At 67.2% G+C, this 25,489-nt stretch carries 25 protein-coding genes and 2 pseudogenes; 13 read left to right on the top strand and 14 right to left on the bottom strand.

Going from position 1 to position 25,489, the window contains the following annotated elements; all coding sequences use genetic code 11:
• Window positions 1-2 precede the first annotated feature (2 nt).
• Window positions 3-452 (bottom strand): VOC family protein, encoded by a 450-nt coding sequence (locus tag D3H54_RS24335; RefSeq protein WP_149381929.1) that lies wholly within the window; start codon window positions 450-452, stop codon window positions 3-5.
• A gap of 188 nt (window positions 453-640) precedes the next feature.
• Between D3H54_RS24335 and D3H54_RS24330 the strand changes: the two genes are divergently transcribed.
• Window positions 641-1,978 (top strand): MFS transporter, encoded by a 1,338-nt coding sequence (locus D3H54_RS24330; protein ID WP_149381927.1) that lies wholly within the window; start codon window positions 641-643, stop codon window positions 1,976-1,978.
• A gap of 4 nt (window positions 1,979-1,982) precedes the next feature.
• Here D3H54_RS24330 and D3H54_RS24325 read toward each other — a convergent pair.
• Window positions 1,983-3,109: pseudogene (locus D3H54_RS24325) on the bottom strand (citrate synthase 2).
• Between the two features lie 116 nt (window positions 3,110-3,225).
• Between D3H54_RS24325 and pdxH the strand changes: the two are divergent.
• From pdxH to D3H54_RS24290, 7 genes are all read left to right on the top strand, one after another.
• Entirely contained in the window at window positions 3,226-3,885 is a 660-nt protein-coding gene (gene pdxH, locus D3H54_RS24320; RefSeq protein ID WP_149383716.1) for a pyridoxamine 5'-phosphate oxidase, read from the top strand.
• Window positions 3,886-5,160: an MFS transporter gene (locus tag D3H54_RS24315; RefSeq protein WP_149381925.1), complete on the top strand. Its 1,275-nt coding sequence runs from the start codon at window positions 3,886-3,888 to the stop codon at window positions 5,158-5,160.
• A 28-nt stretch (window positions 5,161-5,188) separates the two neighbouring features.
• Complete coding sequence (locus D3H54_RS24310) at window positions 5,189-5,851, top strand: TetR/AcrR family transcriptional regulator (protein ID WP_149381923.1); 663 nt, start codon at window positions 5,189-5,191, stop codon at window positions 5,849-5,851.
• Between the two features lie 39 nt (window positions 5,852-5,890).
• Window positions 5,891-6,568, top strand: a complete 678-nt coding sequence (locus D3H54_RS24305; protein WP_149381921.1) for a TetR/AcrR family transcriptional regulator — start codon at window positions 5,891-5,893, stop codon at window positions 6,566-6,568.
• Between the two features lie 61 nt (window positions 6,569-6,629).
• Window positions 6,630-7,928, top strand: a complete 1,299-nt coding sequence (locus D3H54_RS24300; protein ID WP_149381919.1) for a citrate synthase — start codon at window positions 6,630-6,632, stop codon at window positions 7,926-7,928.
• Window positions 7,929-8,001: 73 nt separating this feature from the next.
• Window positions 8,002-9,453 carry an MFS transporter gene (locus D3H54_RS24295; protein WP_149381917.1) on the top strand — a complete coding sequence of 484 codons (1,452 nt, stop codon included), beginning with the start codon at window positions 8,002-8,004 and terminating at the stop codon, window positions 9,451-9,453.
• Window positions 9,443-9,859, top strand: coding sequence for a MarR family winged helix-turn-helix transcriptional regulator (locus D3H54_RS24290; protein WP_149381915.1), 417 nt, complete (start codon window positions 9,443-9,445; stop codon window positions 9,857-9,859). Before D3H54_RS24295 ends, D3H54_RS24290 begins: the two co-directional genes overlap by 11 nt.
• On the opposite strand, the gene D3H54_RS24285 is transcribed toward D3H54_RS24290, so the two are convergent.
• The 3 genes from D3H54_RS24285 to D3H54_RS24275 are packed head-to-tail and all read right to left on the bottom strand — an operon-like array spanning window position 9,852 to window position 13,071.
• Window positions 9,852-10,100 carry a DUF2630 family protein gene (locus D3H54_RS24285; protein WP_149381913.1) on the bottom strand — a complete coding sequence of 83 codons (249 nt, stop codon included), beginning with the start codon at window positions 10,098-10,100 and terminating at the stop codon, window positions 9,852-9,854. The two genes, D3H54_RS24290 and D3H54_RS24285, sit on opposite strands and share 8 nt — an antisense overlap.
• Before the next feature lie 27 nt (window positions 10,101-10,127).
• The gene (locus D3H54_RS24280) at window positions 10,128-11,459 is read right to left on the bottom strand and encodes an aspartate aminotransferase family protein (RefSeq protein ID WP_149381911.1); all 1,332 of its coding nucleotides are present in this window, start codon (window positions 11,457-11,459) and stop codon (window positions 10,128-10,130) included.
• 37 nt (window positions 11,460-11,496) lie between these two features.
• Window positions 11,497-13,071: an APC family permease gene (locus tag D3H54_RS24275; protein ID WP_149381909.1), complete on the bottom strand. Its 1,575-nt coding sequence runs from the start codon at window positions 13,069-13,071 to the stop codon at window positions 11,497-11,499.
• 280 nt (window positions 13,072-13,351) lie between these two features.
• Here D3H54_RS24275 and D3H54_RS24270 point away from each other — a divergent pair, with 280 nt between their 5' ends.
• Genes D3H54_RS24270 through D3H54_RS24255 form a run of 4 tightly spaced genes read left to right on the top strand, consistent with a single transcriptional unit; the run spans window position 13,352 to window position 16,340 of the window.
• Window positions 13,352-14,365 (top strand): phosphotransferase enzyme family protein, encoded by a 1,014-nt coding sequence (locus tag D3H54_RS24270; protein WP_149381907.1) that lies wholly within the window; start codon window positions 13,352-13,354, stop codon window positions 14,363-14,365.
• Window positions 14,366-14,392: 27 nt separating this feature from the next.
• Window positions 14,393-15,169: a 3-oxoacyl-ACP reductase FabG gene (gene fabG, locus D3H54_RS24265; RefSeq protein ID WP_149381905.1), complete on the top strand. Its 777-nt coding sequence runs from the start codon at window positions 14,393-14,395 to the stop codon at window positions 15,167-15,169.
• 4 nt (window positions 15,170-15,173) lie between these two features.
• Window positions 15,174-15,959 (top strand): GntR family transcriptional regulator, encoded by a 786-nt coding sequence (locus D3H54_RS24260; RefSeq protein ID WP_149381903.1) that lies wholly within the window; start codon window positions 15,174-15,176, stop codon window positions 15,957-15,959.
• 18 nt (window positions 15,960-15,977) lie between these two features.
• Entirely contained in the window at window positions 15,978-16,340 is a 363-nt protein-coding gene (locus D3H54_RS24255) for an FKBP-type peptidyl-prolyl cis-trans isomerase (protein ID WP_115317219.1), read from the top strand.
• Here the strand turns inward: D3H54_RS24255 and D3H54_RS24250 are convergent.
• From D3H54_RS24250 to D3H54_RS24230, 5 genes are all read right to left on the bottom strand, one after another.
• Complete coding sequence (locus tag D3H54_RS24250; protein WP_168214960.1) at window positions 16,315-16,992, bottom strand: TetR/AcrR family transcriptional regulator; 678 nt, start codon at window positions 16,990-16,992, stop codon at window positions 16,315-16,317. The genes D3H54_RS24255 and D3H54_RS24250 overlap by 26 nt on opposite strands.
• Entirely contained in the window at window positions 16,989-17,708 is a 720-nt protein-coding gene (locus D3H54_RS24245; RefSeq protein ID WP_168214959.1) for an SDR family NAD(P)-dependent oxidoreductase, read from the bottom strand. Before D3H54_RS24245 ends, D3H54_RS24250 begins: the two co-directional genes overlap by 4 nt.
• Window positions 17,705-18,415 carry an SDR family NAD(P)-dependent oxidoreductase gene (locus tag D3H54_RS24240; protein ID WP_149381898.1) on the bottom strand — a complete coding sequence of 237 codons (711 nt, stop codon included), beginning with the start codon at window positions 18,413-18,415 and terminating at the stop codon, window positions 17,705-17,707. The genes D3H54_RS24245 and D3H54_RS24240 overlap by 4 nt, the downstream gene beginning before the upstream one ends.
• Window position 18,416: 1 nt before the next feature.
• Entirely contained in the window at window positions 18,417-19,250 is an 834-nt protein-coding gene (locus tag D3H54_RS24235; RefSeq protein ID WP_286198995.1) for a creatininase, read from the bottom strand.
• A gap of 106 nt (window positions 19,251-19,356) precedes the next feature.
• Entirely contained in the window at window positions 19,357-20,295 is a 939-nt protein-coding gene (locus D3H54_RS24230) for a D-2-hydroxyacid dehydrogenase (RefSeq protein ID WP_168214958.1), read from the bottom strand.
• A gap of 198 nt (window positions 20,296-20,493) precedes the next feature.
• Here D3H54_RS24230 and D3H54_RS31540 point away from each other — a divergent pair.
• Window positions 20,494-21,119 (top strand): annotated as a pseudogene (locus tag D3H54_RS31540) (class II aldolase/adducin family protein).
• A 3-nt stretch (window positions 21,120-21,122) separates the two neighbouring features.
• On the opposite strand, the gene speB (D3H54_RS24220) reads toward D3H54_RS31540, so the two are convergent.
• The 4 genes from speB (D3H54_RS24220) to D3H54_RS24205 are packed head-to-tail and all read right to left on the bottom strand — an operon-like array spanning window position 21,123 to window position 25,348.
• A complete protein-coding gene (gene speB / locus D3H54_RS24220; protein WP_149381894.1) occupies window positions 21,123-22,073 on the bottom strand; it encodes an agmatinase in 951 nt (316 codons plus the stop codon).
• Window positions 22,073-23,167, bottom strand: coding sequence for an agmatinase (speB, locus tag D3H54_RS24215; protein WP_149381892.1), 1,095 nt, complete (start codon window positions 23,165-23,167; stop codon window positions 22,073-22,075). Before speB (D3H54_RS24215) ends, speB (D3H54_RS24220) begins: the two co-directional genes overlap by 1 nt.
• Before the next feature lie 19 nt (window positions 23,168-23,186).
• A complete protein-coding gene (locus tag D3H54_RS24210) occupies window positions 23,187-23,789 on the bottom strand; it encodes a TetR/AcrR family transcriptional regulator (RefSeq protein WP_149381890.1) in 603 nt (200 codons plus the stop codon).
• Entirely contained in the window at window positions 23,786-25,348 is a 1,563-nt protein-coding gene (locus D3H54_RS24205) for an ABC transporter substrate-binding protein (protein ID WP_149381888.1), read from the bottom strand. The genes D3H54_RS24210 and D3H54_RS24205 overlap by 4 nt, the downstream gene beginning before the upstream one ends.
• Between the last annotated feature and the right edge of the window lie 141 nt (window positions 25,349-25,489).

Raw genomic sequence — 25,489 nt, 5'->3', positions numbered from 1 at the left:
CATCATGCCTGGCTCATCGCCTGCTGGATCTCGTCGTAGCTCACCTCGCGCACCGGCTGACCGAGCGACCACTGGTGGCCGAACGGATCACGGACCATGCCGTAGCGGTCGCCCCAGAACTGGTCGTCCAATGGCATCACCACGGTGGCGCCGGCGTCGAGCGCCTGCTGGAATTTCTGGTCGACGTCGGTGACGGTCAGGTGGATGGTCACCGGCGTGCCGCCCAGCGCGGGCGGTGTCATCGACTTGCCGTCGGACATCTCCGGGAAGTCGTCGTTGAGCATGACCATGGCCCCGTTGATCTGCACCGCGGCGTGGATCAGTTTGCCGTCGGGGCGGGGCACCCGGCCGATCTCGGTGGCGCCGAACGCCTTGACATAGAAGTCGATCGCCGCGGGCGCGTCGTCGACGACCAGGTGCGGGGACAGTGCGGGTTGTATTTCGATCGCCATGGATGGCCTCCTGTCAGGTGTGGCGGCCGAGCGGCCGTCGCCGGTATAGACATCGCGGGCGGGCAGAACTCATCACCCGCCCTGATGCAACCACCGGGCACCGACAGAACACGGTGCGGTCGCCCTTCGGATGGTCGATCGCAGGCCCGCGGTGGAGTACGGTTCGGGCTGACACAGGGAGGCCGACGATGACCACCACGACAGTGCCGCGCTCGAGCCCCGCCGAAACCCGGCGGGCGATCTGGAACACGATCCGAGGATCGTCGGGCAACCTGGTCGAGTGGTACGACGTGTACGTCTACACCGTGTTCGCAACGTATTTCGAAGGCCAGTTCTTCGACGAGTCCGAGAAGAACTCGACGGTGTACGTGTATGCGATCTTCGCGATCACCTTCGTGATGCGGCCCGTCGGGTCGTGGTTCTTCGGCCGCTTCGCCGACCGGAGGGGCCGGCGGGCGGCGCTGACGGTGAGCGTGTCGCTGATGGCGCTGTGCTCGTTGGTGATTGCGCTGGTGCCGTCGCAAGCGGTGATCGGGATGGCGGCGCCGATCATCCTGATCGTGGCCCGGCTGGTGCAGGGCTTCGCGACCGGGGGCGAGTACGGCACCTCGGCGACCTACATGTCGGAAGCGGCGACGCGGGAGCGGCGCGGTTTCTTCTCGTCCTTCCAATACGTGACCCTGGTCGGCGGACACGTGCTCGCACAACTCACGCTGCTGATCCTGCAGACCAGTCTCGATGAGGCTCAGCTGCGCGAATTCGGCTGGCGCATTGCGTTCGCCGTCGGCGGCGTCGCCGCGGTGGTGGTGTTCTGGTTGCGGCGCACCATGGATGAGTCGTTATCGGAAGAGGTCATCGAGGCGACCAAGGCGGGGGAGGACCCCGGCGCCGGGTCGCTGCGTGCGTTGTTCACGGATTACTGGCGGCCGCTTCTGCTGTGCTTCCTGATCACGCTGGGCGGCACGGTGGCGTTCTACACCTACAGCGTCAACGCGCCGGCGATCGTCAAGACCGCGTACAAGGGCGAGGGCATGACGGCGACGTGGATCAACCTGACCGGGCTGATCCTGCTGATGCTGCTGCAGCCGGTGGGCGGGATCCTCAGTGACCGGATCGGGCGCAAGCCGATGCTGGTGTTCTTCGGCGTCGGCGGGCTGGTGTGGACCTATGTGCTCATCACGTACCTGCCCCAAACGCGTTCACCCCTGACATCTTTCGCCCTGGTGGCGGTGAGCTACGTGATCCTGACGGGCTACACGTCGATCAACGCGCTGGTGAAATCGGAGCTGTTCCCGGCTCATGTGCGGGCGCTCGGGGTGGGCGTCGGGTATGCGCTGGCGAACTCGATCTTCGGCGGGACAGCGCCGCTGATCTACCAGGCGGCCAAGGAGCAGGGCCAGGTACCGCTGTTCATCGGCTATGTCACGGTTTGCATCGCGGTGTCGCTGGTGGTGTACGTGTTCTTCCTGCGCAACAAGGCCGACACTTATCTGGACCGGGAGCGGGGCTCGGCGTTCCGGGCGTGAGCAGCTAGACGGGTGCGTGCGCGATCTCGTCCCAGCCCTGCACCGCGTCCGGCGGCCGGGGTGCCGGACCGACATAGATCGCGGAGGGACGGACCAGCTTGCCGAGCTGCTTCTGCTCCATGATGTGGGCGCACCACCCGGCGGTGCGACCGCAGGTGAACATCGCGGGCATCATCTTGGCGGGCACTTGGGCGAAGTCCAGGATCACTGCGGCCCAGAACTCCACGTTGGTCTCGATCGCCCGGTCCGGACGCCGCTCGCGCAGCTCGGCCAGCGCCGCCTGCTCGAGTGCGACGGCCACCTCGTACCTCGGTGCCTGCAGCCGCTTGGCGGTGGCGCGCAGCACCCGTGCTCGCGGGTCCTCGGCGCGGTAGACCCGGTGGCCGAAGCCCATCAGCTTCTCGTTGCGGTCCAGGACGCCTTTGACCACCGCGCGCGGGCGTCTCCGGTGCGTTCGACTTCCTCGATCATCGGCAGTACCCGGGCGGGAGCGCCGCCGTGCAGCGGGCCGCTCATCGCGCCGATCGCTCCCGACATCGCGGCCGCGACATCCGCTCCGGTCGAGGCGATCACGCGCGCGGTGAACGTGGAGGCGTTCATCCCGTGTTCGGCCGCCGACACCCAGTAGGCGTCGATCGCCTCCACATGCCGAGGATCCGGCTCGCCCTGCCAGCGGGTCATGAAACGTTCTGTGACAGTGGTGCATTCGTCGATCACGCGCTGCGGCACCGCCGGGCGGTAGATGCCGCGGGCGGACTGGGCGACGTAGGACAGTGCCATCACAGACGCCCTCGCGAGGTGGTCGCGGGCCGTTTCGCCATCGATGTCCAGCAGCGGTGCGTAGCCCCAGATCGGCGCCAGCATCGCCAGGCCGGCCTGGACGTCGACCCGGACGTCGCCGGTGTGGATGGGTAGCGGGAACGGCTCGGCGGGGCGCAGGCCGTTGCCGAACTTGCCGTCGACGAGCAACGCCCACACGTCGCCGAACGTCACGCGATTGCCGACCAGTTCCTGGATGTCCACACCGCGATAACGCAGTGCGCCGCCGTCTCGATCAGGTTCGGCGATCTCGGTGGTGAAGGCCACCACCCCTTCGAGGCCTGGCACGAAGTCGTCGGGTACCACCGTCATGGGTGGATTCTCGCATTCGGCGATCGGGTCGTCGCCGCCGGTCGGTAACCGGCAGCCGAATGTTTGCGGCGTACCGTTGGGCCGTGGAGACGCCCAGGGACGATCGCCTCGCGGCGATGCGCGTTGAGTACGGCTCGGTCGAGAAGGACGGCAGCAGCGACCTCGATGTCGACTGGCTCGCCGACGGCTGGCTTGCCCTGTTGCACAGGTGGATAGCCGACGCCGAGGCGGCCGGGATCGCCGAGCCCAACGCCATGGTGCTGGCCACTGTCGACGCGGGAAGACCGGTCAGCCGCACGGTGTTGTGCAAGAGCGTGGACGAGACCGGGATCACTTTCTATACCAACTACGACTCGGCCAAGGGCGATGAGCTCGCGGCGACTCCGTATGCCGCCGTGACGTTCCCCTGGTACGCCCTCGGGCGGCAGGTGCACATCCGCGGCGCGGTGACCAAGGTCAGCGCGCAGGAGACCGAAGAGTATTGGTCCAAACGGCCGCGCGGATCCCAGCTGGGGGCGTGGGCGTCGGCGCAGTCGCGCCCGATCGGCTCCCGCGCCGAGCTGCTCGCTCAGCTCGCCGAGGTCACCGAGCGGTTCGCCGCCGACGAGCGGGTCCCGGTGCCGCCGCACTGGGGTGGCTACCGGATCGCCCCCGAGGTCGTCGAGTTCTGGCAGGGCCGGGAGAACCGGGTACACAACCGAATTCGCGTCACCGGCGGGGTCGGCGCCGCCGGGCCGGCGACATCGGGCCTGCGCATCGAGCGTCTGCAACCGTAGGTGGCGCGGCTCTTCGCCGACACCACCCCCCTGAGAACGCCGGACTTCCGCCGGCTGTGGGTGGCCGGCGTCATCACGGTCATCGGGGCGAACCTCACGATCTTCGCCGTCCCCGTCCAGCTGTACGCACTGACCCACAACTCGGCGTATGTCGGTCTGTCCGGGGTGTTCGCGCTGGTGCCGCTGGTGGTGTTCGGTCTGCTCGGCGGGGCATGGGCCGACGCCATGGACCGTCGGGTGTTGCTGATCATCACCTCCAGCGGCCTTACGGTGTCCTCGCTGCTGCTGTGGCTGCAGGCCGCCCTCGGCCTGAACAACGTGTGGGCGGTGCTGTGCCTGCTGGCGGTGCAGCAGGTGTTCTACGCCATCGATAGCCCGACCCGGGCGGCCGCCATCCCGCGGATGCTGCCCGGCGCGCAGTTGCCCGCGGCCAACTCGTTGAACTTCACCGTGTTCCAGTTCGGCGCGATCGTCGGCCCGCTGATGGCCGGGGTGATGCTGCACTGGGTCGACCTGTCCACGCTCTACCTGATCGACACGATCACCTGTGTGGTGCCGGTTCTGGTGGCGTTGCGGCTCGCGCCGATCCCGCCGGCGGTCGGCGGGAGGGGGATGGGCTTCGACGCCCTGCGCTCGGTCGTCGAGGGCTTCCGCTTCCTGTCCGCCAACAAGGTCGTGCTGATGTCGTTCGTGGTCGACCTGATCGCGATGATCCTGGGCATGCCGCGGGCGTTGTTTCCGGAGATGGCGCATCAGAGTTTCGGCGCCCCGATCGAGGGTGGCACCACGATCGCGCTGCTGGCGGCCGCGATGTCGGTCGGTGCGGTGGCGGGCGGGGTGTTCTCCGGCTGGTTCCCCCGCATTCAGCGTCAGGGTCTGGCCGTGGTGATCTCGATCGTGGTGTGGGGTGCGGCCATGGTCGGCTTCGGCGTCGCCGGCGGGCTCGCGCACGGACATGCCGGCACGATGCTGTGGATTGCGTTGGCGTTCTTGGCGATTGGTGGCGCAGCGGACATGGTGTCGGCGGCGTTCCGCTCGACGATCCTGCAGCAGGTGGCTTCCGACGACCTGCGCGGCCGCTTGCAGGGCGTGTTCACCGTGGTCGTGGCGGGCGGTCCCCGGTTGGCCGATGCCTTGCACGGCGCGGCGGCCGCGGTGGTCGGCACCACGATCGCCGCGGCCGGCGGCGGTGCCCTGGTGGTGGTCGGCGTGCTGATCGCGGCTGCGGCCGTCCCGATTTTTGTTCGCTATCGGGTGCCGTCGGCGAACCTGTAGATCGGCACGGTACGGCTACGATCGAGAGGTGGCCGACGTGATCGCGCAGCCACCTCCGGGACTGCGCGAACGGAAGAAGCAACGTACGCGCGCCATGCTCGTGGATGCGGCCGTCACGCTCTGCATCGAGCGCGGTTACCACAACACCACCGTCGAGGAGATCGCCGCCGCCGCCGAGGTTTCCCCGCGAACGTTCAGTCGGTATTTCCCCACCAAGGATGCGGTGATGATGACCGTGCTCGACGACCTCGTCGACGCCGCCGTCACCGCCCTCGCTGTGATCGACCCGGAAGTCCCGCCGTTGACGGCGCTGATCTACGCGCACGCTCGGGCATTGCAAGGGGTTCAGTCCGGGGACGTGTCGACCCTCACCGCGCACCGCCTGGTCCTAGTGGTCAACGTTATCTCCTCGTCGAACATGCTGCGGCGGGCGGCAACATCAATGCCGCTTACACCTCTGGTCGTGGCAGTGGCGGCTCGCATGTGCGTCGACCCGGGGGATCAGCGAGTGGCGCTCGTCGTGTCGGTGTGGAGCGCGATCACCGCGGCCGCGTGGGGTCAGTTGGTGATCGGGTCCGACGATTACGACAACTGTGCGGGCATCATGGTCGACCGGCTGCAGCTCGCCTTCGCCCGATTCACCGATATCGCCGCGGGGGAGGTGGGCTCAGCGCTACCCTCCAAGGTTTGACCTCGGGGGGCGCCGGGACGGCGCGGGGGGAGGTGCGACATGGCCCCAGTCGCCAGAATTTCCGCGCCTGGCCTGCGCGAACTCAAAAAGCAGCGCACCAGGGCGACGCTGATCGACGCGGCCGTCCAGCTGTGTGTCGACCAGGGTTACGACAACACCACCGTCGAGCAGATCGCCGCCGCGGCCGAGGTTGCCCCGCGCACCTTCAGCCGCTATTTCTCGAACAAGGAGGCGGTGCTCGCCGCCATCCTGGACGAGGTCGCCGGCGATGTGGCCGCCGCCCTGGCCCGCCAGCCGCTCGACATCACCCATTACGACGCTCTGGCCCGCGCGCACCTCGAGACGTTCGGCACCGAGCAGTATGGTTCGTCGGCGTCGTTCGAGCGGATGCGACTGTTGCTGACGATCGTGAATTCGGCCCCGGCGCTCGGGCTCGCGCCGTTCATGTTCCGCGCCGGCGGCTTCCATCATCGGGTGATGGACGTGGCGGCGCAGCGGATGGGTGTGGCAGCTGACCACCCGGCAATCCGCCTGCTGTTCGACACCTGGTCGGTGGTGATGGGAGTGGCCTGCAACGGGCTGGGCACCGCGGACGGTCCGCCGATCGAGCCGGACGTGGTGTGCCGCCGAATCGAGTCGGTGTACGGGCTTTTCGCCCGGCTCTGGGCGCCGTGGGTGACCCCGGGCCAGACCCCCGCAGGCGTATCGGCAGAATAGCGACTACCTTCACCTACATACGGACGCCTCCTGGGCGTCGACGAGCTCAGAAGGGGTTCATGTGGCCGCAACCGACGAGACCGCTTCCCTAAAGTACCCGGGCGGCGAGTTGGATCTCGACATCGTGAAAGCGACGGAGGGGTCTGACGGGATCGCGCTGGGCCCGTTGCTGGCCAAGACCGGCTACACGACGTTCGACCAGGGATTTGTGAACACGGCGTCGACCAAGAGCGCTATCACCTACATCGACGGCGACGCGGGCATCCTGCGCTATCGCGGCTACCCGATCGAGCAGCTCGCCGAGAAGTCCACCTTCATCGAGGTGAGCTACCTGCTGATCTACGGTGAGCTGCCGACCACCGAGCAGCTGGAGAAGTTCACCACCCAGATCCAGCGGCACACCCTCCTGCACGAGGACCTGAAGCGATTCTTCGACGGCTTCCCGCGCGATGCGCACCCGATGCCGGTGCTGTCGAGCACGGTCAACGCGTTGAGCGCGTACTACCCCGACTCGCTTGACCCGCTGAACAAGAAGCAGGTGGAGCTGTCCACGATCCGGCTGCTGGCCAAGCTGCCGACGATCGCGGCCTATGCGTACAAGAAGTCCGAAGGGCAACCGTTCCTCTACCCGGACAATTCGCTGACGCTGGTCGAGAACTTCCTGCGGATGACGTTCGGTTTCCCGGCCGAGCCCTACGAGGTGGATCCCGAGATCGTCCGCGCGCTGGACATGCTGCTGATCCTGCACGCCGACCACGAGCAGAACTGCTCGACCTCGACCGTGCGCCTGGTCGGCTCGTCGCAGGCCAACCTGTTCACCTCGATCTCGGGCGGCATCAACGCGCTGTGGGGCCCCTTGCACGGCGGCGCCAACCAGGCCGTGCTGGAGATGCTGGAGAAGATCCGCACCGGCGCCGACGACGTCCAGACCTTCGTCAAGAAGGTCAAGAACAAAGAAGACGGTGTGAAGCTGATGGGCTTCGGGCACCGGGTCTACAAGAACTACGATCCGCGGGCGCGGATCGTCAAGGAGCAGGCCGACAAGATCCTTGGCAAGCTCGGCGGCGACGACGAGCTGCTGGACATCGCCAAGCAGCTCGAAGAGATCGCGTTGACCGACGACTTCTTCATCGAGCGCAAGCTCTACCCGAACGTCGACTACTACACGGGCGTGATCTACCGTGCGATGGGCTTCCCCACCCGGATGTTCACCGTGCTGTTCGCCTTGGGCCGGCTGCCGGGCTGGATCGCGCACTGGCGCGAGATGCACGACGAGGGCAGCAGCAAGATCGGCCGCCCGCGCCAGATCTACACCGGCTACACCGAGCGCGACTACGCCACCATCGACACCCGCAGCTGAATTCTTCCTGCGGGGGTGTCTGCTGGGCCACACCGGCTTGACCCGCCAACGGTTGTAGTTTCACAATGATTGTGTGATTACAACTGTTGGCGAGCTCAGCGCGCGGCGCAAGACGATCATCCTGGCGTCCTGCTGCCTGAGCCTGCTGATCGTGTCGATGGACTCGACGATCGTCAACGTTGCGATCCCGGCGATCCGCGCCGACCTGCACGCGACCCCGTCGCAGATGCAATGGGTCATCGACATCTACACCCTGGTGCTGGCGTCGCTGTTGATGCTCTCCGGCGCCACCGGCGACCGCTTCGGGCGCCGTCGCATCTTCCAGATCGGGCTGGCCACCTTTGCGGTGGGCTCTCTGCTGTGCAGCTTGGCTCCCGACATCGACACCCTGATCGGCGCCCGGCTCATTCAGGGATTCGGCGGATCGATGATGAATCCCGTTGCGCTGTCCATCATTTCGCAGGTATTCGTCGGACGGGTGGAGCGCGCCCGCGCGCTGGGTCTGTGGGGTGCGGTGGTCGGGATATCGATGGCGTTGGGCCCGATCGTCGGTGGCTTCCTGATTCAGGCGATCAGCTGGCGCGCGGTGTTCTGGATCAACCTGCCCATCTGCGCGGCCGCCATCATCCTCACCGCGATTTTCGTGCCCGAGAGCAAGTCCGCCACCATGCGCGACATCGATCCGGTGGGGCAGCTGCTGGCGGTGTTGGCCCTGTTCGGCATCGTCTTCGTCCTGATCGAGGCGCCGGGAATGGGGTGGACCAACCCGCGCATCATCGCGATCGCCGCCGGCGCGGCGGTGGCGCTGCTGGCCTTCCTGCGCTACGAGTCGCGCCGCCATGACCCGTTCATCGATCTGCGGTTCTTCCGCAGCGTGCCGTTCTCGTCGGCTACGGTCATCGCCGTGTGCGCCTTCGCCGCCTGGGGGGCCTTCCTGTTCATGATGTCGCTGTACCTGCAGGGCGAGCGCGGCTACTCGGCCGCTCACACCGGCCTGATCTATCTGCCGATCGCGATCGGTGCATTGTTCTTCTCGCCGCTGTCGGGCCGGCTGGTCGGCCGCTTCGGCGCCCGCCCGTCGCTACTGGTGGCCGGTGTTCTGATGACCGCCGCATCGGTGATGCTGACGTTCCTCACCGCCACGACGCCGGTGTGGGAGCTGCTGGTGATCTTCACGGTGTACGGCGTCGGTTTCGGCATGGTCAACGCGCCGATCACCAATGCCGCGGTCAGCGGGATGCCGCGCGACCGGGCCGGCGCGGCCTCGGCGGTGACCTCCACCAGCAGACAGGTCGGCGTGAGTATCGGTGTGGCACTGTGCGGTTCGATCGCCGGCTCGGCGCTGGCGGTGGCGGGTGCGGACTTCACCGCCGCCGCCAGGCCGCTGTGGTGGATGAACCTGGGCCTCGGCGTGGTGATCGTGGTGCTCGCGATCGTGTCCACTTCGGCCCGGGCGAAACTGTCGGCCCAGCGGCTGGCGCCGCTGATCGAGGACCGCCGGATTGAGACGGCTCATGTCGGGTAATCCGGTGGCCGATCAGGTGTGGCGGGCGATGTCGAGCCTGGTACTGGACAACAAGGACGGCTGGCGTCGCGCCGTCGTCGATCGAACGGGATTGCCGTTCAGCCGGATTCGGATCCTGCGCAGGCTTGCATCACAGCCGATGACGGTCAAGCAGGTCGCCGAGGCGGCCACCATCGACGCGCCGGCCGCCACCGTCGCCGTGAACGATCTGGAGGCGCGGGGCTTGGTGGTCCGCCAACCTCATCCGGACAACCGGCGCTGCAAGCTGGTGTCGCTCACCGACGCGGGCCGCGATGTCATCGCCGTCCTCGACGAGACCGACGACCCGGCGCCGGAGGTCTTGGCGTCGCTCGACGACCAGGATCTTCAGGCGTTGCGGACGATCCTGGCCCGGGTGATCAGCTGAGGTAGCCCTCGACTTCGTCGGCGGGCCGCACGCTGGCCTGGCTGGGGTCGCCGCCGGTCTCGCGCAGCGCGCGACGCTGGCGAAGCAGGTCCCAGCACTGGTCGAGTTCGGTTTCGATGGCCCGTAGCCGGGTGTGCTCCTCCGACGGGTCGATCTCTCCGTGAACTACCCGCTCACGCAGTTCGCGCTCTTGGGCGACCAGGTCGTGGATGCGGGAAAGGGTTTCGTTGTCTTCAGCCACTGCTCCAGTGTGCCCGACGAACGGAAGTCAGAACGGCGAAGTGAGGGCGCCGGCGAACTCGGTGCAGAACCAGTCCACATCGGTGCTCGAGAAGACCAAGGGCGGACGGATCTTCAGCACGTTTCCGTCGCGGCCGCACACCGAGATCAGCACCCGGCGCTCGCGCATGGCGTTGACCAGGGCCCGGGCGCCGGTCCGGTCCGGTGCGCCGGTCTCGTCGATCACCTCGACGCCGACGTACAGGCCTGCGCCGCGGACGTCGCCGATACGTGGATGGTCGGCGCCCAGGCGCGTCAGCTCGGTGCGCAGTTGCCCACCGACCTCGGCGGCGTTGCGCATCAGCTTCTCGTCCTCGATGACGTCCAGGACGGCCGCCGCTGCGGCCACCGTCACGGGATTGCCGCCGAAGGTGTTGAAGTACGGGACCTCGCGGGCGAAGGCGTCGAGGATCTCCGAGCGGGCCGCCATCGCCGCGATCGGCATGCCGTTGCCCATCGGCTTGCCCATCGTGACGAGGTCGGGCACCACGCCGTGGCGCTGGAAACCCCACATCGCGTCACCGGTGCGGCCGAAGCCGGGTTGCACCTCGTCGGCGATGAAGACGCCGCCGGCACGGTGCACCGCCTCCACCGCGGGCGCCAGCACGGAGGGGTCGGGGTAGATGCCGTCCGAGGAGAAGATGGTGTCGACGATCAGGGCGGAGAAACCGGCGCCGCTGTCGACCAGCTTGTCGATCGCGGTGACGACGTCGGCGGTGAACCGATCGGCGAGTTCGTCGGCGGGTATGCGGTAGCTGTCCGGTGGCGGGACCGTGCGGACGTGCTCACCGAGCACGGTGGCCCCGCCGATGGACGGCGAGATCGCGGTGACCGCCGCGGTGTTGCCGTGATAGGCGTCGGTGGTCACGATGACACCCTTTGCCCCGGTGTACATTTCGGCGACTCGCAGGGCCAGGTCGTTGACCTCGGAGCCGGTGCAGGCGTACATCACCTGGTCGATCTCGTCGGGCCCCTCGGACCGCAGAGTGTCCAGCAGGCGCTGGCTGTAGTCGACGATGCCGCCGTGCAGATAGCGGGTGTGGGTGTTGAGGGTGGACAGCTGGCGGGTGACCGCCTCCACTACATGCGGGTGGCAGTGACCGACACTGGCGACGTTGTTGTAGGCGTCCAGATAGCAGGCGCCGTCGGCGTCGTAGAGGCGGGTGCCCTCGCCGCGGACCAGGTGCACCGGGCGTTGGTAGAACAGCCGGTAGGCCGGGCCCAGGATGCGGTCACGGGCCGCGATCAACGATTCGGTGGCGGGATCGACCGGGTGATCCGCCGAGTAGCTGTTGGAATCCATGATGTTGGAGAAGCTCATATCGCTACGTCCTCGTTGTCGCGGCCCGTGACTGCACTCACGGGCGTTCGTGCGCCTCTTCGAGCACCGTCCGGCCGAGCTCCGAATAGCGCTGCGGCGACGTGTATTTCAGTACCACCGCCAGCACGATGCCACCGATGCCGACGACACCAACCACGTAGGGGATGATCTCGAAGACCCAGTCGCTGGAAGCGGTGCCGGCCGCGAATGATGCGTTCTTGGCCAGCAGGTAGATCACGTACAGCATGCCCAGGCCGCCGAGCAGGGGGGCCAGGAAGGTCCGGAACCAGTTGGCTGTCTCCGGATGGTTCTTGCCGACGTGGAAGTAGGCGATCACGGCGAAGGCGGCCAGTGCCTGGACGATCATGATCGCGGTGGTGCCGAGCAGCGCCATCAACCCGTAAAGGCCGGTGTAGGGGTCGCGACCGGTGAGCGCGAAGAACAACACCACGACGGTCGCAAAGATGGTCTGGATCAGTCCGGCGATGTGCGGCGATCCATGCGTCGGGTGGGTGGCGCCCAGCGTCTTGCGCATGCCGGGGACCACGTTCTCGCGGCCGATCGCGTAGATGTAGCGAGCGGCGCAGTTGTGGAATGCCATGCCGCAGGCGAACGAGCCCGTCATCAGCAGGATCTTGAACAGGTCGACGGCCCACGTCCCCAGGTGTGCCCCGACCGGGCCGAAGAAGATGTCACCGGCGGTCGTCGAATTCTGCGCCAGCGCAATGGCATTCTGCGGTCCGGTGCCCACGATCGCCAGCCAGGAGATGAGGACGTAGAACACGCCGATCCCCACGACCGAGCCGATCACCGCGATCGGGATGATCTTCTTGGGGTTCTTGGACTCCTCGCCGTACATCGCGCTGGACTCGAAGCCGACCCAGGACCAGAACGCGAAGAACAGGCCGATGCCGGCCGAGCCGGCCACCGTGAGCATGCTGCCGTCCGCGCCGGCCACCGAGCCGGAGAGGTTCTGAAAAGCGTTGAGCGGGTTCAGCGATCCCCACGACCAGCCCTGCGGACCGCCCCCGGTGAACAGCACCGAGAACGCCATCAACGACAGCATGACGATCTCGGTGATCAGGAAGACCCCGAGGACCCGGGCGGCGACGTTGATGTCGAAGTAGGTCAGGACCAGATTGACCACCAGCATGCCGATGGCGAACACGATCCACGGGATGTTGACTCCGAACAGTGAATTGAAGGTGTCGTTGCCGAAGAAGGCGAAGATTCCGATCAGCGACGCTTCGAACACCATGTAGGCCATGGCGGTCAGGAAACCCGCGCCCAACCCGACGATCCGGCCCAACCCGTGCGAGATGTACCCGTAGAAGGCGCCGGTCGCGGTGATGTGCTTGCTCATCGCGGCATAACCGATCGCGAACAACGTGAGCACGATCGTGGCGACGAAGTAGCCGGCCGGGGCATAGGCGCCGTTGCCGAATCCGACCGCGATCGGCACGTTGCCCACCATGGCGGTGATCGGCGCGGCGGTCGCGACGGCCATGAACAGGACGCCGATCAGACCGACCGCGTTGGGCTTGAGGCGTTGGACGGTTTCGGATTTGGGTTGGTTGCCGGCCGGGGCCGGCGGATCGATGGTGTCGCTCATTGTGTGGATTCCCATCTCGACTGTGACTGGGGTCGTGCCTTTTATTTGGTCTGGTATTTCCCGGTTGCAACTGAGCCCGGGAGGCAATGACGATGTCGGCACGGCTCTGTGGTGCGACGACGACATTGTTACCCCGCCAGATCCCCTGGTCAACAGGAACTTACGGGCGATACGCAGGTCATGTTTCCTGTGTGTTTCCCAAAACCCTGCCACGAAACAACGACGTTAAATATGCCGATTTGGTCTGCTCGCCTCCCCGATATGGTCCACACTGGTGCCCATGCCGGGACTGCCGCCGACTCATGAGTTTTTCGCGCGTGCAGCACTGCCCGCCTACGGTCGTGCAGACACCACGCCATTGCGGCTGCTCAGTCTGTCCGAGAACGCCACCTACCTGGTCGAGGACGACGACCCGATCGTCTTACGGGTGCACCGGCCGGGCTATCACTCGCTGGAGGCGATCCGCTCCGAGCTGGCGTGGATGAAGGCTCTGCGCAGGGAGACGTCGGTGCTGACGCCGGAGCTGATCGCCGCCCGCGACGGAACCGACGTCGTGGCCGCCGAGGTCGACGGCGACGTCTTGCACGTCGACGCGGTGACGTTCGTCGCGGGCTGCACCGCGGAGGACGATCCCGAGGCCGTCGGCTTCGACCAACTCGGCCGGCTCACCGCTGTCATGCACGAGCACGCCAGGAATTGGACGTTTCCGCCGGAGTTCACCCGGTTCCGCTGGGACCTCGACACCATCCTCGGTCCGGACGCCCGGTGGGGTAATTGGCGTCTGGCGCCCGGCCTCACCGACGATGACCGGGCCGTGATCCAGCGCGCCGCCGATCACATCACCGCAAAGCTGAGTGAGTTCGGTTCTGCCCCGGACCGTTTCGGGCTGGTTCACGCCGATCTGCGGTTGGCCAATCTGATGGTCGACCCGACCGACGCGGGCGCAGGCATCACCGTGATCGACTTCGACGACTGCGGGTGGTCCTGGTATCTGGCCGATCTGGGCGCTGCGGTGTCGTTCATCGAGGACACCCCGGCCGGCGAGCGCATCATCGCGGAGTGGCTCAGGGGTTACTCCGAAGCCGGATCGCTCCCCGCCGACCATGTGGCGCTGGTCCCGTCGTTCGTGATGCTGCGCCGGATCAACCTGACCGCCTGGATCGCCTCGCACGCCGACGCCGATGCTGCGGCAGAGCTGGGCGAAGACTTCGCCCCCAACACCGCCCGGCTGGCGCAACGGTATCTGGAGGACCGCACCTGGTTGCAGGATGCGATCTTCGGATCCCGCGTGTGAAACATCCAACAATGCAAGGAGATACGCGTGTTTGATCTGCAGTCGACGTCCGTGGTGGTCACCGGTGGCAGCAAGGGCATCGGGCGCGGCATCGCCTCGGTGTTCGCCACTGCGGGCGCCGATGTCGCGATCGCCGCGCGTTCGAGAACCGAATTGGACTCGGTGGTCGCGGAGTTGGACGCGCTGGGCAGCGGAAAGGTGTTGGGAATCCAGACCGATGTCACCGATCCGGTGGCGTGCGCCGAACTGGCCGCCTCGGTCATCGACGCGTTCGGCGGCATCGACGTCGTCTGCGCCAACGCAGGCATCTTTCCCGAGGCGCCGTTGGCCACCATGACGCCGGCTCAACTGGCCGAGGTCCTCGACGTCAACGTCAAGGGCAATGTGTTCACCGTGCAGGCGTGCCTGGATGCCCTGATCGCCTCCGGGCGCGGTCGGGTGATTCTGACGTCGTCGATCACCGGTCCGATCACCGGTTTTCCGGGATGGTCGCACTACGGGGCGTCGAAGGCGGCGCAGCTCGGTTTCATGCGCACCGCCGCAATCGAACTGGCGCCGCACGGGATCACTGTCAACGCCGTCCTGCCGGGCAACATCTTCACCGAGGGTCTGGCGGACATGGGCGAGGACTACATCGCCGGAATGACCAAGGCGATCCCGGCGGGGGCCTTGGGCAAGCCGGAGGATATCGGCCATCTGGCCGCCTTCCTGGCCACCGTGGAGGCCGGTTACATCACCGGTCAGGCGATCGCCGTGGACGGCGGTCAGGTTCTGCCCGAATCGCCGGATGCGCTGAACGGCTAGTCCGATGGAGGAGTCGGATGGGGGCCCGATCGCCGAAGATGTGCGGCGGCGCATCCTGTCGATGCTCGCCCAGGGCACTCTGCGGCCCGGCTCCCGGCTGGGCACCGAACGCGAGATGGCCGATCGCTTCGAGGTGTCCCGCTCCACGCTGCGCAGCGCGCTGCTGCCGTTGAGCCGTGCCGGGGTCCTGGAGCGGCGGACCGGGCGCAACGGGGGGACGTTCGTGCGCGCCGACGTCGTGGAACGCAACGCCGCAGAGTTGGCCGGCCTGCCGGCGCGGTTGCGGAGCGGCGGGCACACCAGTGCGACCCGGGTGCTGGCCACCGACCGTAGGCCGCCCACTCCCGCGGAAGCCGTCGCGCTGGAAATCACGCCCGGCGAGGATGTTTTCGCGATCCGGCGGCTGCGCTTCGCCGACGGGGTGCCGCTATCGGTGGACTTCTCGTGCTTCGTCGCCGAGCACGCCGTCGATCTGCTGGAGCAGCCACTCGGCGGCTCGCTGTACGAGTTGTTCGCGGTTCGGTACGGCCTGGTGCCCGCGACGTCCAGCGAGACCATCGAGGTGGTCAGCGCCAGCCCGCGCGAAGCCGACTGGCTGGGCATCGCGCACCGGAGGCCGCTGGTGGCGATCACCCGGATCACTCGCGACGCCGCCGACCGGCCGTTCGAGTACGCCTATGACCTGTTCCGCGCGGACCGGGTGCGGTTGACGGCCACCACGTCGACGGTCACCGCGCGGGAACGTCGCGGTACGGACGGCCGGGTAGAACGCTCGGTCAGCAGCGCGTGAGCGACTACTGTGTGAGCCGTGACGAGCAAACCCGAGATCGAATTCCCCGACGGCCCGGCGCCCACCGAACTGGTCATCAAGGATCTGGTGGTCGGCGACGGCGATGAGGCCAAGCCCGGCGCCGTCGTCGACGTCCACTACGTAGGGGTCGAGTACGACACCGGCGCCGAGTTCGACAGTTCGTGGAACCGCGGCGAGTCCATCTCCTTCCCGTTGCGCGGGCTGATCCAGGGCTGGCAGGACGGAATCCCCGGCATGAAGGTGGGCGGGCGCCGTCAGCTCACGATCCCGCCCGAGCAGGCCTACGGCCCGGCCGGCGGCGGACACCAATTGTCCGGCAAGACCCTCATTTTCGTCATCGACCTGCTGTCAACTCGCTAGCCGCGTCGCCGGCCCGGGCTCGAAGGGCGGGCAGCGTCGACGGGTCGCGTAGCAGGCCGCGAACCAGCATGGCCGACAGTTCGTCGGCGATGTGCTCGCGCGAGTAGTTCGGGTGCCGGAACGGACTGGTTCCCTCGGGGGCGTGCGAGGCGGAGTTTCGGTAGCGGCGCTGCACACCTTCTTCGGCGGCGCAGATGTTCAGCGCGGCGAATTCGGGGTCGCAGTCGATGAACTCGCCGCAGGTGATGCCCTCGCTGATCAGGGTGGCCATCTGCCGGTGAAGCTCCGCGGTGTCGGTCCAGAACTCGGCGAACACCTCGGGCTGCGCTTCGGCGAGCACCTCGACCTCGCAGATATCGACCGCTGCCGAACACAGCTCGCCGATGTCCAATCGCAGCAGGCGCAACAGGCGCACCGCGGGTGAGCCCGTCGCAGCCACCATCTGCCGGGCGAAGTCCAGCGACACCCGGTTGAGGGCGAGCAGACCCAGCAGGATGTCTTCCTTCTGCCGGAACCAGTAGTACAGCGACGACTGTCCGAGTCCGCAGGTGCGGGCGATCTCGGTCATCGTGGTGTTGAGGTACCCGCGCTCGGCGAACAGTCGGGCGGCGACGACGAGAATGTCACCGCGGCGGTCGAATTCGCTTCTCACGACATCAGCATCCCGCCGTTGATCTGGATGCACTCGCCGGTGAGCGACCGCGCGCCGGCCAGGAAGCGCACCACGTCGGCCACCTCGCCGGGCTGGATCAGCCGTCCGATCGGCATGTCAGCGCTGTACTCGCGGTGCATCTGCTGCAGGCTGACTCCGCGAAACTCGGCGTCGCGGTGGAGCTGTTCGGTGTCGGTGGGGCCCGGAGCGACCGCGTTGACCCGCACCTCCGGGGCCAGTTCGCGGGCCAGTGAACGGGTCATCCCGAGCAGGCCGGCTTTACTGGCCGCGTAGGCGCTGAAACCCGGCTCGCCGCGCAGCCCGGAGATGCTGCACATGTTGACGACCTGCCCGCCGGCCGCCCGAAGCGCCGGCGCCGCGGCCTGGGTCAGCCACAGCGGCGACGACAGGTTCACGTCGATATCGCGCCACCACAGCTCCATCGTGGTGGGGGTCGGCTCGACGACCGTCATCGTGGCGGCGTTGTTCACCAGCAGCTCGAGCCGGCCGAAGTCGGCGACGACGGTATCGACCAGTGCGTGGCATGCGGTCCGGCCGCGCAGGTCGGCGGGGATTGTCGTTGCGGCGCAGGGGATCTCGCCGGTGTCGGGCAGGTCCGTGGCGACGACGGTCCAGCCCGCGTCGGCCAGAGCGGCCACGATCGCGCGGCCGATTCCGCCCGCGGCACCGGTCACCAGTGCGATCTGCCCGCTCACTGGATCACCACGCCGCCGTTGGGCGAGATCACCTGGCCGGTCAGCCAGGTCCATTCGGCCACGTCGACGATCGCGCGGGCCAGTTCGTCGGGAGTGCCGAACCGGTTGAGCGCGATGCTGTTCCGGTAGTCCTCGCCCCGCCATCGCTCGGTGAGCATCGCGGTGTCGGTGGGACCCGGGCACACGATATTGACGCGCACCTGGTCGGGACCGTACTCGCGCGCGATCGAGCGAACCAGCCCGATCATCGCCGACTTCGCCGTCACGTACGGCACATGGTTCTCGTCGCCGAGCAAGGCCAGCTCTGAGGAGATCCCGACAATCGAGCCGCGTCGTCGGGCCCGCATGCGCGGCCCGACCGTTGCGATCACATTGGCGCAGCCGCCGAGCATCACCTCGAGGCTGCGGCGCCACAGGTCCTCGGTCACCTCCGCCAGCGGGACGTCCACGTCGAAACCCGCGCAGGCCACCGCAACGTCGATCGGGCCCAGATCGGACTCGACGGCGCTGACGAGTGCGTCGACGGCCCCGATGTCGGCGACGTCGGCCTCGTAGGCGATACCGCCGATGTCGTCGGCGACCTGTTCGGCGTCGGCCGTGGAACCGAGGTGGTCGATGGCAACCCGGTAACCGCGTTCGGCAAGCAGGTACGCCGTGGCCCGGCCCATCCCGGTGGCGCCGCCGGTGACCAGTGCTGTGCCTACCATGTCAGCTGTCCTGGTCGGCGGTCAGCAGCATCGCGTCGCGCTCGATCGGCTCGAACTCGGCGTCGAGGATGGACACGATGTGGTCGACGATCCGCTCGGCCAGCAACTCGCCTTTGGCGGCGGTGGCCTGGGTAGCCGACGCGAGCACGCCGGTGGCGGTCGACATCGAGGGGTCGATCGGCAGGACGTCCCACGGCACGTTCCGGGCCGGCGCGTCGTCGACGATGCGATCCATTCGCACGGTGGCCGGTCGGAGATATTCGAACAGTGACGTCTCGATCACCGCGGCGTGTTCGAGCGCGAGGCCGGGAAAGCCGTCGGGGAACAGCACACCCAGGTCGGCCGCCCCGAACTCGGGCATCGCGTTCTCGACGACGACGATCTTCACGCCGGGGGAGCGCCCCGACACCAGGTAGGCCGGTTCGTAGACGAAGTTCGTGTTCTCGAAGTGCCAGTTGTACAACATAATTCGGCGGAACCCGGTGCGGATCAACTCGTCGAGCAGGTCTTCGATCATCGCGATGAAGGTGGTGGCGCGCAACGACAGGGTGCCGGGGAACTGCTGCCCGCCGCCGCTGGCCGGGCGTGACCGGTAGCCGAGCCGCAGTGCCGGCCCCACCACGAACGGGCGTTTGACCGCCGCCAGCCGCAGCAGCGTCTGCGGGATCACCCAGTCGGCGCTCACCGGCAGGTGCGGCCCGTGCTGTTCGGTCGAACCCACCGCGATGACGATCGGCGCGTCCGCGGCAGCGGCTGCCGCGATCTCGGGCCAGGTCATCCACTCGTATTCGGTGGTGCCTGCGCCGATGACGGGTCGCATCGGGTCGTCGATCATCGCTCACCTTTATTCATTCGGAGACCAACAATTGATAACACGACAGCGCGATATCGGCGCTTTCGATACATTATCGAAACAGCTGGTTCTCGTATCCGAAACACCGTCAGGACCGCACGTATCCGAAGTTTGGATCGACGATGTTGTGCAGCTGCTCGCCGCGTAGCCAGCGCCCGAGGTTGTCGACGAACACCCCCATCATGTCGACCTCGAACCCCACGTAATCGCCCGACATGTGCGGTGACACCAGCACGTTGGGCATCGACCACAGCGGCGAGTCCGCGGGCAGCGGCTCGACCTCGAACACGTCGAGCGCGGCCCCGGCGATGGCGCCCGTCCGCAACGCCTCGACGAGCTCGGCCTCGACCACCGTGGGTCCCCGCCCGACGTTGACCACGAAGCCGGCCGGCCCCAGCGCGGCGAGGACGTCCGCGTCGATCAGGCCGGTGGTCGCCGCGGTCAGCGGCACCGCGGCGACCAGGATGTCGACCTCGGCTGCCACCGCGGTCAGGTCGCCGGATTCCTGGCGGCCGACCAGCGTCACCTGGACATCGAGCCTGCTCAGGCGGTCGGCGACGGCGCGCCCAATCGAGCCGGTGCCGATGACGGCGGCTCGTTTACCGGCCAGCCGGCCGGTCGTGCGGTAATGCCAGGTGCCCTCGCGCTGCAGCGCGAGAGTGCGGGGTAGCCCTTTGACGAAGCTGAGCACGACGGCGAGCACCCACTCGGCGATCGAGGTGTCGAAGACGCCGCGCGAATTGGTGAGCGTGACCTGGCGCTGAGCGAGCTCAGGGCAGATCAGCCGGTTGACGCCCACCGACGCGGCGTGCACCCAGCGCAGCCGGTCGGCGTCGCGCAACACCGGGGCCAGATCGGCGAAGCGGTGGTCCCACACGTAGAGCACGTCGGCCCCGGCGAGCTGGTCTGGAGTGGGTGTTCCGCGCACCTCGACGACGTCGACGTCGGGCGGGATCAGCGCAAGCGGCGGGGGTGGCAGCTCAGGGTCGGGTTCGGCGATGACCAGAACCCGGGGACGACTCGACAAACTCTGCTCCGTTCGGCTCACCGCGACGCGGGCGAACAATTTCGATATCGTATTTGAACGTCGTTGAATAGGACCATCGTGACTGACCCGTGCAATTTTCTCGACCCGTACGCCGGCGAACCTGTGATCACCGATCCCGCCGAACTGAGAGAGCACCGCAAGCGGCGTCTGGCGCTGGCGTACCGGGTATTCGGCGCCATGGGCTGGGGCTCGCTGGGCGACGGGCACATCTCGGCGCGCGACCCGGAGCAGCCGGACTGCTTCTGGCTCGGCCGCTACGGCGTGCCGTTCCGGTTCATGACCACCGATGATCTGGTGCTGGTTCGTCCCGACGGGACGGTCGAGGGCGGCCACATCAACGTCGCCGCCTATTACATCCATGGCCCGCTGCATGAGCCCGTCCCGATGTCGTTGCGGCCGCGCACTGCCATACCCCTTATGGCACACCGTTTTCCGCACTGGTCACCAAGTTGACGCCGATCTCACAGGAGGCCTGCGCCTTCTTCGGCGATCAGGAGATCTTCGACGACGAGGAGGTCAACATCGCCTCGACCGACGGCGGCAAGCGCATCGCGGCCACCCTCGGGGGAGCCAGAGCCGCGATCCTGCGCAACCACGGGCTGCTGACCGTCGGTGGCAGTGTCGACGCGGCGGTCGGGTACTTCCTGATGATGGAGCGCAGCGCGGAGGTCCAGGTGAAGGCCCGCGACGCCAAGCCGATCGGAGCCGAGGCCGCCCGGCGGGTGCACGACATGTTCGACGAGGTCGCCGCCTGGCAGGTATTCCAATGGGCGCAAAGGACTTACGTTCCCGACTCGGTCTGACGCTCAGCTGTTGGCGACGATCAGGCTCAGCAGATCGAAGACCACCGTCGCGGCGGCGATCGACGTGATCTCGGCGTGGTCGTAGGCGGGCGCGACTTCCACGACATCTGCCCCGACGACGTTGATCCCGTTGAGGCGGCGCAGCATTCGCAGGAGTTCACGGGACGTCAGCCCACCGGATTCGGGAGTGCCGGTGCCGGGCGCGAAGGCGGGATCGAGGACGTCGATGTCGATCGAGAGGTACACCGGCAGGTCGTCGACCCGCCGGGCGACGACGTCGACGGCCGCCTCGACGCCCATCACGTCGAGGTCGCCGGCCCGGATGATCTGGAAGCCCATCCGGGCGTCGTCCTCGAGGTCCATCCGGTCATAGATCGGGCCGCGGATGCCGACGTGGATCGAGTGGTCCTCGATGAGCAGGCCCTCCTCGAACGCCCGGCGGAACGGGGTGCCGTGGGTGACCGGTGCCTTGAAGTAGGTGTCCCAGGTGTCGAGGTGGGCGTCGAAATGCACGAGTGCCAGCGGCCCGTGGAAAGCGTGCAGCGCACGAAGATTCGGCAGTGCGACGGTGTGGTCACCGCCGATCGCGACGAACCTGCGCTCCCGCTGGCCGATGATGTCGCGCATACCATTCTCGATCTGCGTGCAGGCCTCGCTGATGTCGAACGGTGTGATCGTCACATCTCCGGCGTCGACGATCTGCACCTGCTCCAGCGGGGCCACACCGAATTCGACGTGATATCCGGGACGCAAGGTACGCGCCGCCTGGCGCACCGCCATCGGGCCGAACCGCGCCCCCGGCCGGTATGAGGTGCCGCCGTCGAACGGCAGACCCACCACCGCGATGTCGTAGTCGGCCACCTCGTGGATGTCGGCGATCCGCGCGAAGGTGCCCTTGCCCGCGTAGCGGGGGACCTGGGTCGACGGCGTGGCGCCGACAGGTGTCTCGGACATCAGTGGTGGTGGTGTGGTCGGGCCCCGCCGTCACCGCGGCGGCGCGCTTGCTCGCCCTCGGCGATCAGCCGGAGCTGTTCGTCCGCCTCGCGTCCGGCGAGCAACGGTTGCATCGGATCCCACGTCGTGCCGCTCGCCCTGTCCTTGCGCCGGCGGGCGATCGCGGAGATGGCCTCCAGGACAACACGATTGCCGAGCAATGCGGTGATGTCGGCGTGGTCATAGGGCGGCGCCACCTCGACCACGTCCACCCCGACGACGGGCAACTCATAGCAGATGCGCCGCACGGCGTCGAGCAGTTCGCGCGCAGAGAAACCGCCCGGCTCGGGTGTTCCGGTGCCGGGGGCGTGGCCGGGATCGCACACGTCGATGTCGACGGAGATGAACACACCCTCGCAATCGGTGGTGGCGATCTCGAACGCCTCCGTCAGGCAGGGCTCCAGGCCCCGGGCGACGATCTCGGTCATCTCATAGGACCGCAGACCGTTCGCGGCCATCCACTGCAGAACGGGCTCGTCGGGCCAATACCCGCGCAATCCCAGCTGCAGGAACCGATCTCCCCGCAGAGCACCGGATTCGATGAGCCTGCGCATCGGGGTGCCGTGGCCGACCAGCGACCCGTTGAGGATGTCGCCGGTGTCGGCGTGGGCGTCGAAATGGATCATCGACACATTTCCGAATCCGTGGTGGCGCGCGACCCCGGTGTGGTCGGGCCAGGCGATGGTGTGGTCACCGCCGAGGACGATCGGGATCGCGCCGGCGGCGGTGATCTTGTAGACGTCCTCCTCGATCATCTTCACGGCCTGCTCGATGTCGCCGCTGTAGAGCATCACGTCGCCGGCGTCGTAGACCCGCAGGTCTTTGAGGCCGTCGACCCGCAGCGCGAGGCTGGGGCGGGAGCCGTCCTGCGGCAGGTAACACGCCTGCCGCAGCGCCGACGGCCCGAACCGGGCGCCGGAGCGGTAGCTTGTTCCGCCGTCCAGTGGGGCGCCGAGGATGACGATATCGGCGTCGGCATAACTGGATTCGTCGGTGAGGTCGCATCGGGGGACGCCGAGAAAAGTGATGTCCGGACCGAACAGGACGCCTGCCATGTGTACTGCCTTTCGTCGCTCAGGTCTTGTGCAGTGCGATCACTGCGGTGAATACGTGGCGCAGGGTCGCCCGGATTCGACGCTTGTCCACCGGACCCAGCGGACGGTAGAGGTTGTCGATTTCCAGGCCGGCCATCACCGCCATCACGGTGCGCGAGTCGAGCTCAGGCTGCCCCGAACCGATATCGCGGAACAGTCTGCTGAGCGCGGGAATCATTGCTGCGTACCAGGCTTCGAACATCGGGCGCAGGCGTTCGTCGCGGCTGGCCTCGGTGACCAGCTCGTAGCGGGTGACGATCGCCCCGGGCGGCGAGCTGAATCCGTCGATGATCATGTCGGCGACCAGGTCGGCGAGCTGCTCGGCCGGCATGGACGGCTCGAGCCGCTCCGCGGTGGCGACGACCCGGTCGATCTCGCGATCCGACAACTGCGCGAACGACTGCGCGATCAGATCGGACTTGTCGTCGAAGTAGTAGCTCAGCGCGCCGAGCGGGATCTGCGCCTGGTTGGCCACCAGGCGCATCGAGAGCCCGGCGAGGCCGACCTGGGCCATCACTTCGATTGCGGCGTCGATGATCTCGGTGCGGCGTGCCGCACCGCGAGCGGTGGTGCCAGCCGTCATCCCTGATGCTTGAGGGTGGAGAAGTCGGTGTCCCACATCCACGCCGGCTGGCTCTGCCAACCCGAGTAGCCCTTGCGGGCGGCGACCGTGTTGTACAGGTCCGACAGGTTGATCCAACACAGTGAGTCGCGGTAGGCCTTGGCGGCTTCGACGTAGAGCGCCTGCGATTTCGCCGGGTCGGGCTCGGCGCTGCCGGCGTCGAGGAGCTTGTCGGCCTCCGGCACCGAGCAGCCCTGGATGTTGACCGGTGCGTCCGTGTATTGGTAGATCCTCGAGAAGGTATCGGGGTGAGCGGCATCGGGATTCCACGACTCCGCGAACAGATCGGGCCGCTGGTCCGGGTTTTGGGGCAGTGCGAACAGCTGAGCTGACGGGAAGTCGCGGACCGTCGCCTTCAAGCCCGCGGCCTGCAGGATCACCTGGGTCTGGTTGGCCAGGTCTTGCAGGCTGCTGTCGCCGGACGGATAGCCGATCGAGACCTCACCGCCGCTCTTGCCAAGTGCGGCCAGCTTCGACGGGTCATAGGTGTGCACGTCGGGAACCGCGCCGTCCGGCAGCATCCCGACCGGATAGAACTGCGTCGACGGAGACCCCTGTGCACCGAAAACCTGTGTGGTCAGCGCTTTCTGATCGAGCGCGGCGGATAGTGCCGCTCGTGCGTCCTTCGAGGAGAAGACCGCCGACGCCGGATTCACCATGATCATCGCCTTGATCAGCGCCTTCTGCTGCAGCACCTCGGTGTTGGCGCCGGTGGCCAGGGCCTCATAGTCGCCCTTGGACAGCCCGTGCAGGACCATGTCGAGTTCGCCGTTGCCGAGCTGGAGGCGCTGCACCGCTGAGGACGTCACCACCGGCATCTGCACCGAGGTGATCTCGGGCGCCGTGCCCCAGTAGTTCTTGTTCGCGGTCATCGTGTAGTGGCTGGCCTGCACCGCCTCGGTCAGGTCGTAGGGGCCGGTGCCCGCGGTGTGCGAGGCCAGCCACGCCGAGGCGTGATCGTTGCCGGTGGCATGCTGCGCGACGGCGGTCGGGCTGGTCATCAATGGCCCGTAGGGTGATGCCAGGTAATCCAGAAACGGGGCAACGGGTTTGGTGAGGGTGACCACGAAGGCGCGTGGATCCGGGGTCTGCATGTCCTTGAGGTCGGCGAGCATGTAGGCCGGTCCGCCGTTCATGTCGATGCGTCGCTGGAAGCTGGCCTTGGCCGCCGCGGAGTCGAACGGGGTGCCGTCGGCGAACTTGACGCCGTCGCGCAGGGTGAAGGTGTACGTGAGTCCGTCCGGGGTGACGTCCCACTTGGTGGCCAGCAGCGGTGCGATCGTGGTCGACCCGGGCGCGTACTGCAGCAGGCCCTGGTAGGTCGAGGTCATGATCAGCAGGCCCTCGGGCTGGTAGAACGTGTCGGGATCCAGTGGCGGCGGGTCGGACATCAGCGGGGTGCGCACCGTCGACGCCGCGGCGGCAGTGTCACTGGGGCTGTTGGTCTTTCCCGAACATGCCGTTCCGGCGAACAGCAGCGCGACGAGCGCCAGCGGTGCGATTCCCGACGTGAGTTTCATCGGGCAAGTCTCAGCTCGGCTGATTTCGACTGTGTGACATGAGGGTTACTACCTTGTACGAACGTCCAAGTTTTGGACGTTCGACCTAGAAACGTGCGCGGCGACGCCCTAGTGTCGGCGTCGTACAGCTGGACTACAGAG

It is taken from the genome of Mycobacterium sp. ELW1, assembly GCF_008329905.1.
Lineage (GTDB): Bacteria > Actinomycetota > Actinomycetes > Mycobacteriales > Mycobacteriaceae > Mycobacterium.
Note: the sequence above shows the minus strand (reverse complement) of the source record. Positions and strands in the feature narration are given on the sequence as shown.